The 16597-nt window shown below is 73.6% G+C and carries 19 protein-coding genes; 6 read left to right on the top strand and 13 right to left on the bottom strand.

The annotated features are described in order from the left end of the window. Positions 1–63 precede the first annotated feature (63 nt). Together ACFQS7_RS00445 and ACFQS7_RS00440 are read right to left on the bottom strand one after the other, a co-directional pair. Positions 64–603: a TspO/MBR family protein gene (locus ACFQS7_RS00445; RefSeq protein ID WP_380065047.1), complete on the bottom strand. Its 540-nt coding sequence runs from the start codon at positions 601–603 to the stop codon at positions 64–66. Positions 604–655: 52 nt separating this feature from the next. After that, positions 656–1690, bottom strand: coding sequence for a phytoene/squalene synthase family protein (locus ACFQS7_RS00440; RefSeq protein ID WP_380065046.1), 1035 nt, complete (start codon positions 1688–1690; stop codon positions 656–658). Positions 1691–1799: 109 nt separating this feature from the next. Between ACFQS7_RS00440 and ACFQS7_RS00435 the strand changes: the two genes are divergently transcribed. Further along, positions 1800–3314, top strand: a complete 1515-nt coding sequence (locus ACFQS7_RS00435) for an alpha/beta hydrolase (protein ID WP_380065045.1) — start codon at positions 1800–1802, stop codon at positions 3312–3314. A 110-nt stretch (positions 3315–3424) separates the two neighbouring features. After that, positions 3425–3820, top strand: coding sequence for a cupin domain-containing protein (locus tag ACFQS7_RS00430; protein ID WP_380065044.1), 396 nt, complete (start codon positions 3425–3427; stop codon positions 3818–3820). A gap of 27 nt (positions 3821–3847) precedes the next feature. Here the strand turns inward: ACFQS7_RS00430 and ACFQS7_RS00425 are convergent, their stop codons facing one another. Continuing rightward, on the bottom strand, positions 3848–4495 hold the full coding sequence (locus ACFQS7_RS00425) for a hypothetical protein (RefSeq protein ID WP_380065043.1): 648 nt from the start codon (positions 4493–4495) through the stop codon (positions 3848–3850). Between the two features lie 163 nt (positions 4496–4658). On the opposite strand from ACFQS7_RS00425, the gene ACFQS7_RS00420 reads away from it, so the two are divergent. From ACFQS7_RS00420 to ACFQS7_RS00405, 4 genes are all read left to right on the top strand, one after another. Continuing rightward, positions 4659–4994, top strand: coding sequence for an ArsR/SmtB family transcription factor (locus ACFQS7_RS00420; RefSeq protein WP_380065042.1), 336 nt, complete (start codon positions 4659–4661; stop codon positions 4992–4994). Between the two features lie 3 nt (positions 4995–4997). After that, positions 4998–5501, top strand: coding sequence for an SRPBCC domain-containing protein (locus tag ACFQS7_RS00415; protein ID WP_380065041.1), 504 nt, complete (start codon positions 4998–5000; stop codon positions 5499–5501). A gap of 182 nt (positions 5502–5683) precedes the next feature. Beyond that, entirely contained in the window at positions 5684–6586 is a 903-nt protein-coding gene (locus ACFQS7_RS00410) for a DnaJ C-terminal domain-containing protein (RefSeq protein ID WP_380065040.1), read from the top strand. Next, the gene (locus ACFQS7_RS00405) at positions 6583–6900 is read left to right on the top strand and encodes a chaperone modulator CbpM (RefSeq protein WP_380065039.1); all 318 of its coding nucleotides are present in this window, start codon (positions 6583–6585) and stop codon (positions 6898–6900) included. The genes ACFQS7_RS00410 and ACFQS7_RS00405 overlap by 4 nt, the downstream gene beginning before the upstream one ends. A gap of 248 nt (positions 6901–7148) precedes the next feature. On the opposite strand, the gene ACFQS7_RS00400 is transcribed toward ACFQS7_RS00405, so the two are convergent. The 10 genes from ACFQS7_RS00400 to puhC all read right to left on the bottom strand — a co-directional run bounded on the left by ACFQS7_RS00400 (position 7149) and on the right by puhC (position 16588). Beyond that, complete coding sequence (locus tag ACFQS7_RS00400) at positions 7149–8447, bottom strand: DUF3422 family protein (protein ID WP_380065038.1); 1299 nt, start codon at positions 8445–8447, stop codon at positions 7149–7151. Further along, a complete protein-coding gene (bchO, locus tag ACFQS7_RS00395; protein ID WP_380065037.1) occupies positions 8444–9328 on the bottom strand; it encodes an alpha/beta fold hydrolase BchO in 885 nt (294 codons plus the stop codon). Before bchO ends, ACFQS7_RS00400 begins: the two co-directional genes overlap by 4 nt. Before the next feature lie 79 nt (positions 9329–9407). Next, positions 9408–11192 carry a magnesium chelatase subunit D gene (locus ACFQS7_RS00390; protein ID WP_380065036.1) on the bottom strand — a complete coding sequence of 595 codons (1785 nt, stop codon included), beginning with the start codon at positions 11190–11192 and terminating at the stop codon, positions 9408–9410. Continuing rightward, positions 11189–12220 carry a magnesium chelatase ATPase subunit I gene (bchI, locus tag ACFQS7_RS00385; RefSeq protein WP_380065035.1) on the bottom strand — a complete coding sequence of 344 codons (1032 nt, stop codon included), beginning with the start codon at positions 12218–12220 and terminating at the stop codon, positions 11189–11191. The genes ACFQS7_RS00390 and bchI overlap by 4 nt, the downstream gene beginning before the upstream one ends. Before the next feature lie 77 nt (positions 12221–12297). After that, the gene (locus tag ACFQS7_RS00380) at positions 12298–12558 is read right to left on the bottom strand and encodes a high-potential iron-sulfur protein (protein WP_380065034.1); all 261 of its coding nucleotides are present in this window, start codon (positions 12556–12558) and stop codon (positions 12298–12300) included. A gap of 89 nt (positions 12559–12647) precedes the next feature. Next, positions 12648–13859 (bottom strand): 5-aminolevulinate synthase, encoded by a 1212-nt coding sequence (gene hemA, locus ACFQS7_RS00375; RefSeq protein ID WP_380065033.1) that lies wholly within the window; start codon positions 13857–13859, stop codon positions 12648–12650. A 78-nt stretch (positions 13860–13937) separates the two neighbouring features. Beyond that, positions 13938–14765, bottom strand: a complete 828-nt coding sequence (gene puhE / locus ACFQS7_RS00370; protein ID WP_380065032.1) for a putative photosynthetic complex assembly protein PuhE — start codon at positions 14763–14765, stop codon at positions 13938–13940. A 1-nt stretch (position 14766) separates the two neighbouring features. Beyond that, positions 14767–15834, bottom strand: coding sequence for a magnesium-protoporphyrin IX monomethyl ester (oxidative) cyclase (gene acsF, locus ACFQS7_RS00365; RefSeq protein WP_380065031.1), 1068 nt, complete (start codon positions 15832–15834; stop codon positions 14767–14769). Further along, a complete protein-coding gene (locus ACFQS7_RS00360; RefSeq protein ID WP_380065030.1) occupies positions 15831–16139 on the bottom strand; it encodes a hypothetical protein in 309 nt (102 codons plus the stop codon). The genes acsF and ACFQS7_RS00360 overlap by 4 nt, the downstream gene beginning before the upstream one ends. Beyond that, entirely contained in the window at positions 16139–16588 is a 450-nt protein-coding gene (gene puhC, locus ACFQS7_RS00355) for a photosynthetic complex assembly protein PuhC (protein ID WP_380065029.1), read from the bottom strand. The genes ACFQS7_RS00360 and puhC overlap by 1 nt, the downstream gene beginning before the upstream one ends. Between the last annotated feature and the right edge of the window lie 9 nt (positions 16589–16597).

The raw sequence follows: 16597 nt of genomic DNA, 5'->3' as shown, positions 1-16597 counted from the left end.
CCGACCCGGCGACATGGAGGCGGGTCCAGCGAGGATGCTTCCTCCCTGGCCTTGCCATCCCCTCTACCGGTTCCGCCGCCACAGCTCCTCGCTCAGCAGCGCCGCGAAGCCGATCCAGGCGGCATAGGGCACCGCCAGCCAGGCCGCCGGCCGGTCCACCCTGCGCGCGGTCTCGACGAAGGCCACGGCGTTCACCACCGTGACCGCCGCCTCCAGCGTCGCCGTGCCGCGGAGCCGCTTGCCGAAGCCCAGCCACATCCAAAGCGCGTTCAACCCCTGGATGCCCCACCAATGCGCCAGCGCCTGGGTCCGCGCCTGGCCCGGCCGGGCATTCCACAGCCGGGCGCCGGAGACGGTCAGCGCCGCATAGATCGGCCCCCAGATGGCGAAGGCGGCGTCGGGCGGGTTGAAGGGCGGCTTCTCCAGCCTCTCGTAGTCCCGCCGGATCCGCCCATGCGCCGGGGAGGGCGACCAGCGCGCCGCCAGCAGCGCCGAGGCCAGCACCGCCCCGCCGCAGACCGCCAGCGCCGTGGCGATGTCGGCGTCGCCCACCCGCCGCGGCGCCAGGGCGATACGCGCCCGCTCCACCAGGGACTGATCCATGCACCGCGCCTCCGCCTGACCGCCGGCGGAACGCGGCGGCCCGGGGCAGGGTTCAGCGCAGCCGGGGGTTCAGCGCGCGTTCCTGCTCCAGCCGCAGCATCAGGTCGAGCATCCAGCCGACCTGCGCACCCAGCCGCGGCGCCGGCGCCTGGCCGCGGCGCGGCTCGGCCGCCACCGCCTCGACCAGGAAGCGCGTCTCCGGCAGGCAGGGCGCGTCGGTGCGGCCGGCCGGCAGCGCGATGGCGCCCAGGCTGCGCGCCAGCAGGGCGACCTTCCGCCGGCCCGACACCACGGCGCGGCGGGAGACGCTGTCGAAGCCCTGGCGCGCCACCTGGTGGCCGATCTCGGCATAGATCCAGCGGGCGGCGCCGATCCCGGGCCGGCAGGCCAGCGGCAGCCGGGCGATCCCGGATTCCGACCGGCGGTACAGCATCGCCGCCTCGGCCAGAAGCCGCCGCACCACGCCGGCGAGCCGCGCGTCGAAGACCGGCTCCGCCAGCCAGGCATCCGGGTCCAGCCCGGCCTCCCGCATCCAGTCCAGCGGCAGATACAGCCGCCCAGCCCGGGCATCCTCGCCGACGTCGCGGGCGATGTTGGAGAATTGCATGGCGACGCCGAGGTCGCAGGCGCGGGCGAGGACCGCCGGCCGGCGCTCGTCCATCAGCAGCGCCATCATCGCGCCGACCGTCCCGGCCACCCGCGCGGCATAGGCGGTGAGGTCAGCGAGCGTCGCATAGCGCCGTCCCGCGCGGTCCCAGGCGAAGCCGTCCAGCAGGGCTTCCGGCACCGCGCGCGGGATCGCGTAGCGGGCGATCACCGCGGCCAGCGCGCGGTCGGCGGGCATGGGCAGCGGGCGGCCCTCATAGGCGCGCTGCAGCCGGTCCCGCAGCTCGGCCAGCGCGGCCGGGCTGGGGTCGAGGTCGATGACGTCGTCGGCGACCCGGCAGAAGGCATAGAGCGCGGTCGCCGGCTCGGCGATCCGCCGCGGCAGCAGCTTCGAGGCGGCATGGAAGCTCTTCGACCCGCCGGCCAGCAGCGCGCGGCAGGCGGCGAGGTCTTCAGGGCTGAGCACGGGCTCTTGGCGCATCTTGGACCCCACTGGACGTTTGCGGTCTGCGCCGCGGCAGCCGTCGACCACCCTTGCGCCACTGTAAATCCAGCCTGACACTTTCCGCCAGAGCAAAAAGGACAAGCGCGTGCGACGATTGGCCGTCGGTCTGGTTGCCCTGCTGGCGCTCGTCGCCATCGGGTTCGGCGTCGCGCGGATGCTGGCGCCGCTGGAAGGGCTGGCGGTTGCGCCGCTGCGGGTCGGGGGCATCCCGACCTTGGTCTACCGCAAGGCCGGCGGCGCCGCGGCCCCGGTCGTCGTCATCGCGCATGGCTTCGCCGGGTCGCAGGCGATGATGCAGCCCTTCGCCACCACCCTGGCGCAGGCCGGCTTCGTCGCCGTCACCTTCGACTTCCCCGGCCATGGCGGCAACCCGGCGCCGCTGTCGGGCGGGCTGACCGACGACGCCGCCGCCGCCGGCGTGCTGCTCGCGGCCCTCGGCCGGGTGGTGGAGGCGGCGCAGCCGCTCGGCGACGGGCGGGTGGCGCTGCTCGGCCATTCCATGGCGGCCGACATCGTCATCCGCTGGGCCTTCGCCCGGCCGGAGGTGGAGGCGACCGTCGCCCTCTCCGGTTTCGGGCCGGAGGTGACGGCGGGCCAGCCGCGCAACCTGCTGGTCGGCGTCGGCGCCTGGGAGCCGGAATTCCTCCAGGACGCCGCCCGCCGCATCGTGGCCCTCGCCTCGCCCGGCCCGCCGGTGCCGGAGACCACCTACGGCGCCTTCCCCGACGGCACCGCCCGCCGCCTGGTGCTGGTCGAGGGCGTCGAGCATATCGGCATCCTCTACGCGCGGCAGTCGCTGGTGGAATCCCGCGCCTGGCTCAACGCCGCCTTCGACCGCAGCGGGGATGGCCCGCTGGATACCCGCGGACGCTGGATCGGCCTGCTGCTCGGCGGCCTGCTGGCGCTGGCCTGGCCGCTGTCCCACCTGCTGCCGCGCGCGACTGCGGCACCTGCCGGCGGCGGCCTGCCCTGGCGGCGCTTCTGGCCCGTCGCCCTGCTGCCCGCCATCGCCACGCCGCTGGTCCTGCGGGTGCTACCCACCGGCTTCCTGCCCATCCTGCTCGGCGACTACCTGACGGTGCATTGCGCCGTGTATGGCGGGCTGACCGCGGCCGGGCTGTGGTGGGCGCGGCGGGGGGAGCCGGCCGCCGGCCGCGCCGCGGCGCTGGCCGTCGGCCTCGCCGCGCTGGCCATCGCCGCCTATGCCATCCTCGGCCTCGGCAGCGCGATCGACCGCTTCGTGCTGGGCTTCCTGCCGGCGCCGCACCGCGCCTGGCTGGTGCCGCTGATCCTGCTCGGCACCCTGCCCTGGTTCCTCGCCGACGAATGGGCGACGCGCGGGCCCGGCGCGGCGCGGCTGGCCTACCCCGCGACCAAGGCGCTGTTCCTGGCCTCGCTGCTCGGCGCCGTGGCGCTCGACCCGCCGCGGCTGTTCTTCCTCATCATCATCGTGCCGGTGATGCTGGTCTTCCTCGTGGTCTTCGGGCTGTTCGGGCGGTGGAGCCACCGTGCCACGGGGTCGCCGCTGCCGGCGGCGCTGGCCAATGCGCTGGCGCTGGCCTGGGCGATGGCGGCGACCTTTCCCATCGTGCCACGCTAGGCAAGGTCGGGGAGGACGTATCCTCCCCAAGCCCCACCCTCATTCCTGTGGGTTGGCACCTGCCGTGTGGCGCGGCCCGACCCTGCCACCGCAACCCGAGGAGACCCTCCATGGACATCAGGCGCGCCGGCTCGCAGCCCTCCGGCAAGGGGCCGGCGGACTACTTCACCGGCACCGTCCGGATCGACCCGCTGTTCAGCCCGCCCGACCCTGCCCGGGTCGCCGGCGCCCTGGTCACCTTCGAGCCCGGCGCCCGCACCGCCTGGCACACCCACCCGCTCGGCCAGACCCTCTTCGTCATGTCCGGCTGCGGCCGGGTGCAGCGCGAGGGCGGCCCGGTCGAGGAGATCCGCCCCGGCGACGTGGTCTGGTTCCCGCCCGGCGAGAAGCACTGGCACGGCGCGGCGCCTGCCACCGCCATGTCGCACATCGCCATCCAAGAGAAGCTGGACGGCAAGGCGGTGGACTGGCTGGAACAGGTCACGGACGCGCAATACGGCGGCTGACGGCGGCCTGCCGGCAGGCCGCCGGAGTCACCGCCCCGGCAGGGCCCGACGCGCCTCGCCCCGCGGCGCGAAGGCGTCGTCCGTGAAGCTCAGATAGGCGTCGCCGAGCGGTTCGGGGACCTCGAACCGGACCCATAGCTGGCGCGCCGCCCCCGCGGGAACGGCCGTGAGGGGCAGCCCTTCCACCGGCCTGTGGATCCTGCCCGGCGTGAGGATCCGCACGTTGCTGCGGGACAGGTCGACCTGGGTCGTGCCGGCGGTGACCCGGAAGGTCACGCTGATCTCCCGCGTGCCGTCGCGGAGCGCGGCATTGCCGAGGGCCAGCACCTCGAACCAGGTGCCCGCGATCTCGAGCCGCTCGCCGAGGACGAGCGGCGGGGCCGCCTTGCCCGGCTCGCTCCCCCCGGCCGGCACGCGCGGGTCCGGCTGCGGGGCCAGCCGGGGTTCCGGCCCGGCAGGCCGCGCCTCCCGCGGCGGGGACGGTGCCGGGACCGGCGCTGCGGCCGGCACGGCGGCACGCCCCGCGGGGTCGGTCGGCGCCAGCGCGACGCGCGCCTGGTAGACCGGCAGGAGCAGGGCAAGCAGCCCCGTCATCGCCGTCAGCAGCGCCGCCAGGCCGGTCAGCAGGCCGGGCAGGGTGGTCCACCAGGAGCGTTCGGGCGGCGGCTCGGCCATGGCGTCTCCCGTCCCCTCCCCTGCCGCCCGATCCTGCCTTCGGCGCCGCGGCCGTGCCAAGCCTGGATCCGGGCCGGCAGCATCACCCGGCGCCGGTCCCCTGGCCCGGCAGGTGCGGATGCCCTTGTTGAGCATAGCCGTGCAGTTATATTATGGTCCGACCATGCAAGCCTCGCTCGATCGGACCTTTGCCGCCCTGGCCGATCCGACCCGCCGTGCCATCCTCGCCCGGCTGGCCCAGGGCGAGGCGACCGTCGCCGAATTGCAGAAGCCCTTCCGCATCAGCCAGCCGGCCATCTCGAAGCACCTCAAGGTGCTGGAGGCCGCCGGGCTGGTCGAGCGCGGCCAGGCCGGCCAGGCCCGGCCGCGGCGGCTGCGCCTGGCGGCGCTGGACGAGACCACCGCCTGGTTCGACCAGCTCCGCGGCCTCTGGGCCGACAGCTTCGACCGGCTGGAGGCGCTGCTGCAGGCACCCGACACCATCGACAGGAAAGCCTGACCCATGACCGCCGATCCAGGCTCCGATTTCGTCGTCACCCGCCTGTTCCGGGCACCCCCCCAGCGGGTCTGGGACGCCTGGACCCGGCCGGAGATGCTGGCGCAGTGGTTCGGCCCCAAGGGCGTCACCACCACCGTGCTGCGCCACGAGCTGCATCCGGGCGGCCTGCTGCATGCCCGCATGGACCGGCCGGACGGCGGCACCATGTATGCCCGCTTCCTCTACCGGGAGGTCACCCCGCCTGCCCGCCTGGTCTGGGCGCATGCCTTCGGCGATGCCGCGGGCAATGCCGCCCCCTCCCCCTTCGGCGGCCCCTGGCCACTGGAACTGCTGGCCACCGTGACCTTCGAGCCGGCCGGCGCGGCGACCCGGGTCACGCTGCACTGGACGCCGATCGAGGCGACGCCGGAGGAACGCGCCGCCTTCACCGCCGCCATTCCCTCGATGGAAGGGGGCTGGGGCGGCAGCTTCGATCAACTCGACCAGTTTCTCGCCGGGATGGAGTAGGCAAGGCCCGGGAGGCGGTATCCTCCCGGTGGACGCAATGCGTCCAACCCACCCCTATCTCTCTGGGTTGGCATCGGCCGCGCGGCGGGTGCCAGGCTCACAAAGAGGCAGGGTGGGGCTTGGGGAGGGAATACCCTTCCCTCCCCAGTCTTCCTTTCTACGGACACCGATACGGATGGCCAATGCCCCCTGATCCCTATGCGACGCTCGGCCTGGCCCGCGACGCCACCGCGGACCAGGTCCGTGCGGCCTACCGCAAGCTCGCCAAGCAGCACCACCCCGACCTGAACCCCGGCAATGCCGCCGCCGAGGCGCGCTTCAAGGCGGTCAACGCCGCGCACGACCTGCTCTCCGACCCCGAGACCCGCGGCCGCTTCGACCGCGGCGAGATCGACGGCGCCGGCGACCCGGTGGCGCCGGAGCCGCCGCGCTACCACCGCTACGCCGATGCCGCCGCCGGCGGCCGCTACCGCGCCGCAGCGGAGGACGACGACCCCTATGGCGACATCTTCGCCGACCTGTTCCGCCGCAGCGGCGGCGAAGGCCTGCGGCTGCGCGGCGCCGATGCGCATTATGCGCTGGCGGTCGATTTCCTCGACACCGTCACCGGGGCGACCCGCACCCTGACCCTGCCGGACGGCAAGACGCTCGAGGTCCGCATCCCGCCGGGGATCGAGGAGGGGCAGAGCCTCCGGCTCAAGGGCCAGGGCGGCCCCGGGCGGAACGGCGGCCCGGCCGGCGACGCGCTGATCGAGATCCAGGTCCGGCCCCACCCGGTCTTCACCCGGGCGGGCGACGACATCGAGGTGGCGCTGCCGGTCGGCCTCAAGCAGGCCGTGCTCGGCGGCCGCATCGCCGTGCCGACGCCGGCGGGCGAGGTCAGCATGGCCGTCCCGCCGCGGTCCGACACCGGCACCCGGCTGCGGCTGCGCGGCCGCGGCGTCGCGGCGCATGGCGGCCGGCCGGCCGGCGACCTCTACGTGACCCTGCGGGTGACGCTGGCCGGGGTGGATGCGGCGCTGGAGGCCTTCCTGCGCGACTGGACACCGGCCCCGGCAAGCAAGGGCGAAGAGGAGGGCGCATGATCACCATCACCGCGCTGTCGCAGAGCCTCGGGCTGGAGGAGGCGGAGATCCACCGCTGGGTCACGCTGCACTGGCTGCGGCCGGACCCGGACCCGGAGGGGTGGCTGTTCCAGCCGGTCGACCTCGCCCGCGGCCGGCTGATCGTCGAATTGCGGTCGCTCGCCCTGGACGAGGAGGCGATGCCGGTGGTGCTCTCGCTGCTCGACCAGCTGCACGCGACGCGGCGCGACCTGCGCCTGCTGCGCCAGGCGGTCGAGGATGCGGCGCCCGACGCGGTGCGCGCCCGGCTGCGTGACCTGCTCAACGAGGGCTGATCCAGGGCGGCCGCGCGGAATCCGTTGCGCCGGGCGGCCGGTCCGTGCGATAGGAATATCATCAAGAGCAGGCATTTGTCCGAAACCCGCGACGATGTCCGGCCGGGCACCGTCGAAGCCGCCTCAATCGCTGAAGGATAAAAGCCGCGTCCGGCGAAAGCGCCGGCAGGCCTGGGATAGCCGGCGAAGGACCCGGATCGGCCTCAACTCGTTTGAGCGGCCTTGCGCCATTTGAAGCCGACGCGGCTTCAGCCCGGCTCCGCCTGCCGCCGCCGCCGCTTCAGCAGCTTCCGCACCTGCCGCAGCCCGAGCGCCACCATCACCGCCACCACCGGGATGGCGATGCCCGTCACCAGGTCGGGGTCGAGCTTCGCCCCGCCCGCCTTGATGCCCTTGGCGACATAGCCGACCAGCCCGACGACGTAGTAGGTCACCGCGGCGATCGACAGGCCTTCCACCGTCTCCTGCAGCTTGAGCTGCTGCTGCGCCCGCCGGTCCATCGAGGCCAGCACCGCCTGGTTCTGCCGTTCGCGGGTCAGGTCGACGCGGGTGGACAGCAGCGCCGTCGCCCGCGCCACGCGGCGGGACAGCGCATCCTGCCGCGCCGCCACCGCCCGGCAGGTGTTCATCGCCGGCGCCAGGCGGCGCTCGGTGAATTCCTGCAGGGTCTGCACCCCTTCGATCCGCACCTCGCGCAGCTCGGCGATGCGGCGCTGGACCAGCTCGTAATAGGCATCCGCGGCGCTGAAGCGGTACAGCGACCCGGCCTCGCGGCTCTCGACCTCGGCGGCCAGCCCGGTCAGCCGTTCCAGCAGCTCCGGCTCGTCGTGCTCGACGGCCTGGACGAGCGAGTTGGTGACCTGGGCGAGCGCCTGCTCCGACCGGGTCAGGAAGGGGCCGATCTCCCGCGCCATGGGCAGGGCCAGCAGCGCCAGCATCCGGTAGGTGTCGATCTCCAGCAGCCGCTGCACCACGCGGCCGGCCTGGCGCGGCGCCATGCCGTGGTCCTGCACCAGGATGCGGCTGAAGCCGCCCTTGTGGATGCGGAAATCGGTGAAGGCATGCGCCATGCCGCCCGAGACCTGGCCGCCGGCCAGCACGTTGCCGGCGAACAGCCGGTCCGAGATGGCGTCGATGTCGGGCGCCGCCTTGTCGCGGACCAGCCCGACATGCGCCGCGACCATCAGCCGGCCGGGCAGCGACTCGACCCAGTCGGCCGGGACGGTGGCGATGGCAGGGTCCGCGAAGGGGTCGTCGCCCACGAGCGGGGCGAAGACCATGATGCGGTGGAATTCGGTGTGGCTCTCCCATTTCAGCCGGAATGGGCCGAAATCGGCGCTGAAATGGCTGGCCCCGGGCAGCGGCGGCGCCACCGCCATGCGGCGCGCGAGGTCGACCACCGCCTCCCAGGCCGCATCGCGCCGCGTGGCCTCGTTCAGCAGCGCGAGGTAGGAGATCCGCAGCGGCGGCCCCATCGCCTCCGGCGGGCGGGCATGCACCTCGTCGTTGAGCTCGAGCCGCTGCGGGTGGGAGGCGGGCAGGATCATGCGGTTTCGGGGGCCAGCAGCGGTGCCAGGGCGCCGGCCTCCTCGGCGATGCGGACGAGGAGGCCGGCGACCTCGGCCGGCCGCTCCTCATGCGCCAGGTGGCCGAGCGCCGGCAGGTCGATGATGCGGGTGCCCGGCAGCGCGGCGCGGATGCGCCGCGCGTCGGAGGGCGGCACGGTCCGGTCATGCCCGCCCACCACCAGGACCAGCGGGACGGCGAGCGTCTTGAGGTCGCGCAGCAGGGGCCGCAATTCCCAGTGCGCCATCATGCCGAGCGCCGCGGCGACATGGCCGGGCTGCCGCACCAGCCGGCCATAGAGCTCGACCCCGCGGGCATCGAGGGCCGAGCCGGTGTCGCGCAGCAGGCGTTCCACCAGGCCGCGGTCGCCGGCCCGCCAGGCGAAGAACCAGGGCACCGCGGGGACGCCGGCCAGCAGCCGGGCGATGGGGGAGAAGATCTGCCCGGCAATGCCCTCGAAGGGCAGCAGCGCGGCGTTCAGCCCGACCAGGGCACGCGGCGCGATGCCGCCGTCGAGCGTCATGCGGGCGATCACCGCCGCCCCGGCGGAATGCCCGGCGGCGAGGGCGGGCGAGAGGCGGAGGGCGCGCAGCAGGGCGGTGAGGCCGCGCGCCATGCCGGGCAGCGACAGCCCCTCGGCGCGCGGACGCTGGGAGAAGCCATGGCCGGGCAGGTCGGGGGCAACCACGGTGAAATGCCGGGCGAGCAAGGGCAGCAGGTCGCGCCAGGAATGCGTGGCGGCGCCGGTGCCGTGGACCAGCAGCAGCACCGGGCCGGAACCTGCGACCTGGACATGCCAGCGCAGGCCGCCGGCGGTGACGAGGCGGCTGGAACTCCGGTTCGGCCAGTCGGCGGGGATCACGACCCTTCCAGGGGGCTTTGCCCCCTGCCCCCCCGCCGGGGACCGGGTCGGTCCCCGCACCCCGACCTGGGCTTGCCGGTCATGCCGCTTCGGCCTTAACGGCGCGGGACAGCGTCGCCGCGTCGGCATAGGGCAGCGCCAGGTACTTCGCGCCCATCTCGGCGGCCAGCCGGCGGCCGGCCTCGGCCGGGCGCGGGGAGACATCGACCAGGACGCAGGCGACGCGGGCGGCGCGCAGGGCACGCGCGGCCTCCAGCGCCTCGGCCTCGGCCCGGGCGCGGCCGCCGGCGCCGTCGCGGGCGACGTTGGCGCGGCCGTCGGTCAGCATCACCAGCAAGGGCGTCTGCCCCTTGCGCCGTACCGCGTCCGCCAGGGCCAGGGCCGCATCCAGGGCGGAGGCCACCGGCGTGCCGCCGCCGCCCGGCAGCCCGGCCAGGCTGCGCTTGGCCCGCACCAGGGAGGAGGTCGGCGGCAGCAGCAGCTCGGCCCCGGTGCCTCGGAAGGCCAGCAGCGCCACCTTGTCGCGGCGCACGTAGCAATCGGCCAGCAGCAGCTCGACCGCCCCCTTCGCCTCGGCCAGGCGGTTCAGCGCGGCGGAGCCGGAGGCATCGACCGCGAAGATCGTCGCCGTCTCGGAGCGCTGGCGGAAGCGGCGGATGCGGAGGTCATCGCGCCGGACTTCGATCCGGCGCGGCTCGTCCGCATCGGGGCGCACCTCGATCCGCGCGCCGCTGCGCCCGCGCAGCCGCTGCCAGGGTGCGGCGGCCCGCAGCGTCTCGACCAGGGCCAGCTTCGCGCCGCCGCGCGGCTCCCCGGCGCGGACGCCGATCGGCCGGCCGCGCCGGGGCGAGGCCTTCTGCGCCCCGGCTTTGCCCGGGGCGCGGGACCGTGCCGCCTCGCCCAGCTTGAGCCCGTCGAGCAGATGCGGCGGCACCGCGGCGGCGGCGGCGGCGAGGATCATGTCCTGCAGCGCCTGCGGGTCGGGCAGGTCGTCCGCCTCGCCCTGGTCGGGCGGCTCGGGGGCCGGCTCCTCCGCCTCGGGTCCCGGTTCCTCCTGCGGTTCCTCCGGCGCCGGCGCCTCGGCCGGGACCATCAGCGCGCGCGGCCCTAGCACCAGCCGGGCGGCGAGCGCCGCGTCCGCCTCGGTGACCGCGTCGCGCCCGGCCAGCGCCGCGGCGGCCCTGGCCGCCCGCAGCGCCAGCACGGGCGGGCGCAGGCTGCCGATGCCCAGCGCCAGCGCGGTGCCGCAGAGCGCCTCGAGGATGTCGTCGCCGGCGGTGACCGCGGGCAGCAGCGCCCGCGCCGCGGCCAGGTCCGGCGCCTCGCCCACCGCATCCCGCGGCGGGACGGCGTGCAGGTCGAGCCGGAAGGCCAGGCGTTCGAGCAGCGCGGCGGGCGGCGCCTCCTCCGGCGCCAGCCCCTCGTCGAGCGCCACCACCGCCAGCCGCGCGGCCGCCCGCAACGCCAGCCCGTCGCGCTCGGCGACCGCCTCGCCGGTATCCAGCGCCGCGGCCAGGTGCGCGGCGGTATTGGCGGCGACGCGTTCGGCCATGGCCAGCAGCAGCACGCCGCCATCGGCCTCGGCCAGCAGGCCGCGCTCGGCGACCGGCCGGCCGGATCGCAGCGTGGCGGTCAGGTCGAGCCCGCCGAGCAGCCGGCTGTCGCCGACCGCGAGCGGCACGCGCCGCCAGGGCGCCTCCGCCGGCAGCATGCCGCGCAGCAGGGCCAGCCAGGCGTCGCGCACCGGCCCCGGCATGGCCCGCAGCGAGACGCCGCCGAGGCCCCGGGGGTCGATCGCCAGCAGCGTCGCGGCCTGCATGGCTGCCGCCCAGGGGCCGGAATCGTCGGGCCCCGGCGCGGTCACGGGCCGAACAGCTCGGTGACGGCGCGCTCGACGCGGGTGCCGGCGACAGCCTCGTCCAACGGGTTGCGGCGGAGGCGGTGGCGCAGCGCGGGCGGGGCGACGCGGCGCAATTCGGCATCGCCGACCGCGGCGCTGCCCTCCAGCGCCGCCAGCGCCCGGGCGGCGCGGATCAGGGTCAGCTCGCCGCGCAGGCCATCCGTGCCGAGCGCCATGCAGAGCCGGGCGGCGCGTTCGTAGGCCGCCTCGGGCACCTCGACCTTGGCCAGGGCCTCGCGCCCCGCGAGGATCCGGCCGCGCAACTCGGCCTCGGCGCCGCTCCATTGGGCCACGAAGCCGGCCTGGTCGCGGTCATAGGCGTCGCGGCGGCGGATCACCTCGATCCGGCTCGGCAGGTCGCCGGGGGTGCGGACCTCGACCGAGAGGCCGAAGCGGTCGAGCAATTGCGGCCGCAGCTCGCCTTCCTCGGGGTTGCCGGAGCCGACCAGGACGAAGCGGGCGGGGTGGCGGATCGACAGGCCCTCGCGCTCCACCACGTTCTCGCCCGAGGCGGCGACGTCGAGCAGGAGGTCCACCAGGTGGTCCTCCAGCAGGTTCGCCTCGTCGATATAGAGGAAGCCGCGATTGGCCCGGGCCAGCAGGCCGGGCTCGAAGGCCTTCTCGCCATGGGCCAGGGCGCGCTGGATGTCGAGCGCGCCGACCACGCGGTCCTCGGTGGCGCCGAGGGGCAGGTCCACCACGGGGACCGGCGCCATGCGGGTGCGCAGCGGGCCCTTCGCCTGCCGGGCGCGGCAGTCCTCGCACAGGGCGCGGGCATCGCCCGGGTCGCAGCGGTAGGGGCAGCCCTCGACCACGGGGATGTCGGGCAGCAGGGCGGCGAGCGCCCGGATGGCGGTGGACTTGCCGGTGCCGCGGTCGCCGAAGGCGAGCACGCCGCCGATCCCGGGATCGACCGCCGCGACCAGGATGGCCAGCTTCATCTCGTCCTGGCCGACGATCGCGGAAAACGGGAAGGGGACGCGTTGGCTCATGGGGCCCCATCCGAACGTCTAGGCTGCATAAGTGACTCCGGCGCGGCCATGGGGGCCGCGCCGGGCCTAGTCTAGCCTCAGGGCTTCGCAGCCCAAACCGCGCACCAGCCTTCTGGCGCGATGTTGCCGGCAACGATGGCGCAGGCGTTCGGCGGCTGGAAGTGCAGGCAGCCGCTGCACTTCTGCCCGTCCTTCGGCTTGTCCTGGTACATGACCATCGAGCCCTGCAGCTTGTCCTGCGCCTGGACGGGACGGATGGCGATCGGCGCGAGCGCGGCGAGGCCGGCCGCCTGCAGGACGGCACGGCGCGGCTTCGGGGTCTTGTTGTCTGGCGTCACCCTGAGAATCTCCTTCGTGTTCACCCGGCGCCCAACAGATTAGGGGCGGCTGCCGCTTTGCCAATCCGCCGGCCGAGGTATACGCGCCCCTAGGCCGCCCGTTGCAGGCTGTACCGCGCCCAGACCTCGCCCAGGGCGAAGATGAGATGGTCGATATCCGCATCCGTGTGCAGCGGGCCGGGGGTCAGGCGCAGCCTCTCCGTCCCGCGCGGGACGGTCGGGTAGTTGATCGGCTGCACGTAGATCCCGTACTGGTCGAGCAGCAGGTCGCTGATCTCCTTGCAGACCACCGGGTCGCGCACCATGACCGGGACGATGTGGCTGGGGTTGTCGAGATGCGGCACCCCGATCGCGTCCAGCCGGCGCCGGACGGTGGCGGCGCGCTCCTGCAGCCCGTCGCGCTCGGCGGTGCTGGCCTTCAGGTGGCGGATGCTGGCCAGCACGCCGGCGGCGACCGCGGGCGGGATGGCGGTGGTGAAGATGAAGCCCGAGGCATAGCTGCGGACGAAGTCGCACATCGCGGCCGAGCCGGCGATATAGCCGCCGACCACGCCGAAGGCCTTGGCCAGCGTGCCCTCAATGACGGTCAGCCGGTGGGCGACGCCGTCGCGTTCGGTGATCCCGCCGCCGCGCGCACCATACAGGCCGACCGCATGGACCTCGTCCACATAGGTCATGGCGCCGTATTCGTCGCAGACGTCGCAGAGCTCGGCGATCGGCGCGATGTCGCCGTCCATGGAATAGACGCTCTCGAACGCCACCAGCTTCGGCGTCTCGGGGTTCAGGTCGGCCAGCTTGCGGCGCAGGTCCTCGGGGTCGTTGTGGGCGAAGACGCGCCGCTCGGCCCGGCTGTGGCGGATGCCCTCGATCATCGAGGCATGGTTCAGCTCGTCGGACACGATGACGCAGCCCGGCATGCGGCCGGCGAGAGTCGAGAGGCTGGCCCAGTTGGACATGTAGCCGCTGTTGAACAGCAGCGCGGCTTCCGTGCCGTGCAGGTCGGCCAGTTCCTGCTCGAGCAGCACGTGGTAGTGGTTGGTGCCACCAATGTTGCGGGTGCCGCCGGCGCCGGCGCCGCACTTGTCCAATGCCTCGTGCATCGCCGCCAGCACCTTGGGGTGCTGGCCCATGCCGAGATAGTCGTTCGAGCACCAGACGGTGACGTCCTGCGCGCCGCGCGGGCGGTGGTGCACCGCGCGCGGATAGGCGCCGGCCTGGCGTTCGAGGTCGGCGAAGACGCGATAGCGGCCTTCGCGGTGCAAGGTGCCGATCTGCTTCTTGAAGAATGCCTCGTAGTTCATGCTACCTCCCCCTGGCCTCACCGGGCCTACTGGCAGGGCATCGGCAGACCGCACCGACGCTGTATGGGACGCCGCCGGTCATCCGGCGGGCGCCGTACCGGCACGGAAGCGTGCCGGGTCGAGTGCGGGCGGCGCCGACGACGGCGCCTCCCGCGAACGCAGCCCCCAATTCCACAGCACCTCGGCCGGGATGGGGAGCACCAGGAACCAGTGCTCCAGCGTCGCCAGCGCCGCGAGGGTGCCGAGGAAGGTGAAGCCGGCGACCTGGAAGGGGCTTGCCGCCGGGGCGAGCGCCAGATGGAACAGCAGCGCCGTCAGCAGGGTCGCCAGCGTCACCGCGAAGGGGAACAGCAGGTTCATCGGCCGGCGCAGGAAGAAGCTGCCGAGATAGCGCAGGTGGGCGGGAAGGAAATTCTCGTTCAGGTTGCGCGCGCCGAGGAAGACATTGAGCTTGGCGCTCTGCCGCATCCCCCAGATCAGCAGGTAGGTCCAGGTGCCGATCTGGTTCGGCTGGCCCCAGGTGACGGCGACGACGGCGACCGCGCCGGCGATGATCGCCAGCTCATGATACAGGATCGCCCGCAGCGCCAGGCCGAAGCGGCGCCAGCCGGCGGCATCCGGCGGGCAGGGCGCGCGCGACGGGCCGGTGGCGTAGCCCATCAGGAAGGCCATCTCCTGCCAGGCCCAGGCGAGCAGCCCGCAGGAGAAGGCGCAATAGGCGCCGAGCACCGAGGCATCCGCGCTGCTGGCCGAAAGCCCCCAGAGCGCCGCGAGCAGGACCAGGGTCGCGCCCGCCATGCTGATCCGGTAGGTCCGGGCCGGCAGCCCGTCCAGCCACAGGATCGCGCCGGTGCTGAACCACCAGACAAACAACGCGAACAGGGCGGGCAGCGCGAAGGCGGCCATGCTACCAGGCCGGCGCCATGCGGACATCGGCCGGCAGCGCCGCATGCTTGCCGGGCAGCATGTACAGCCGCGCGAAGGTCGCGGCGGCCGAGAGCTTCAGGCCGGTGCGGCGGAGCGAGGCGACGGCGCCGGTCTGGGCCCTCAGCGCGCTGAGCTTCTCGGTGATGACGAAGAGCTGGTCGAGACCGCGGCGGAAAGACGGGCGGTCGGTGTCGAGCGTCACCGGGAAGACCTGGGTGCAGATCGCGGTGCAGGTCTGGAAGACGCGGTGGTCGTATTCGGTCGGCGTCATGCCGAGCGCCTTGTGGAATTCAGGCCGGGCGTGGTCGCGCACGTACATCGTCGCATAGACCGCGAGCTGGAAGAACTTGACCCAGAGCTTGTTGCGGCCTTCCAGCAGGTGCGGGTTGGCGCGCATCAGCAGGGCGAAGGCCTCGCCGTGGCGGAACTCGTCGTTGCACCACTTCTCGAACCACATGAAGATCGGGTGGAAGCGCAGCTCGGGGTGCTTCTCGAACTGGCGGAAGATGGTGATGTAGCGGGCGTAGCCGATCTTCTCGCTCAGGTAGGTCGCGTAGAAGATGAACTTGGGCGAGAAGTAGTGGTACTTCTTCGCCTTGGTCAGGAAGCCGAGATCGACGCCGATCCCGATATCCTTCAGCGCGTCGTTGATGAATCCGGCATGGCGGGCCTCGTCGCGGCTCATCACCCCGAACAGGTCCTTCATGTCTGGGTTCTTCACCCGCTTCCTGATCTCGGCGTACAGCACGCAGCCGCTGAACTCGGCGGTGACGGAGCTGACCAGGAACTCCTTCAGCTCGGCCTGCAGCCCGGGCGGCAGGTCCTCCATGCGGAATTCGTCGAAGGCGGCCGAGCGGACGAAGTGGCCCTTGTTCGGGTCCGACTTGAACTCCGCCATCAGCGCATCCCATTCGGCGCGGATGGAGCTGACGTCGATGCGGTCCATGGCCTCGAAATCGGTGGTGTAGAAACGCGGCGTCAGCACCGTGTCGGTGGTGGCCATCCGCGTCGAGTCGTTGATCGCCCGCTTCGGCGTGACAGCGTTCATGGCGTTTCCCTCGGCTCGAATCCGCAGTGGTACAGCTCGGCCAGCTCCAGGATGGCCGAGGCCTCGGTCCAGACCCGCTCCAGCCAGCCGGCCCGGTAGACCGTGGCGCGGCAGGTGAAGCTGATGGCCTGGCCGTAGGGTATACCGGCGGGCGCGCCATGCACCACCACGCGGTCGCCGGGGCGCAGCGCTATGCCTTCCGGGATGGCATGGGCATGCAGGCTGTCGAAGGTCTGCTCCATATCCACCGTGCAGGGCACCTCGATGGTGCGGCCGCCGGTCAGCCAGGCGAGTGCACGGGTCATCACTTGCGCTCCGCGGCGATCAGCAGATGGAGGAAGACGTCCTTGTTGGTGTCGCCGAAGGCGTTCAGCTCGACCTCTCGGCCCGTGGCGGTGTCCAGCAGCCGGACCCGGCCGTCGCTCCAGGCGGCGACGCGGAAGGGGATCTCGTGGCCGAGGTCGGCCTGCCGCCGGCCGCGCGCCAGGGCGCGCAGCGTGCCGCGGACGAAGCCGTTGGTGCCGATGTCGTAGACCGCGACCTCGGCGCCGGTGGCGGCATCCCGCGCCACGATGGCGCCGTCGGCGCGGTCCTCGAAACGGAACTCCCGGGCCATGACCGGGGCGGCGTTGGAGGCGCCGGCGCCGCCGACCAGGCCGAAGAGGTCGGTGACGGCCAGGGTGAAGACCAGCAGGCCCAGCCCGATGAACAGGGGTGCCCGCGGGATCGGACGACGTGGATTGCGCACCGGCATGCTCCCCTA

Origin of the sequence: Dankookia sp. GCM10030260 (assembly GCF_042666655.1) — a bacterium.
GTDB lineage: Bacteria > Pseudomonadota > Alphaproteobacteria > Acetobacterales > Acetobacteraceae > Paracraurococcus.
The sequence above is the reverse complement of the archived record's forward strand: the minus strand, read 5'-3'. Positions and strand labels throughout refer to the sequence as shown.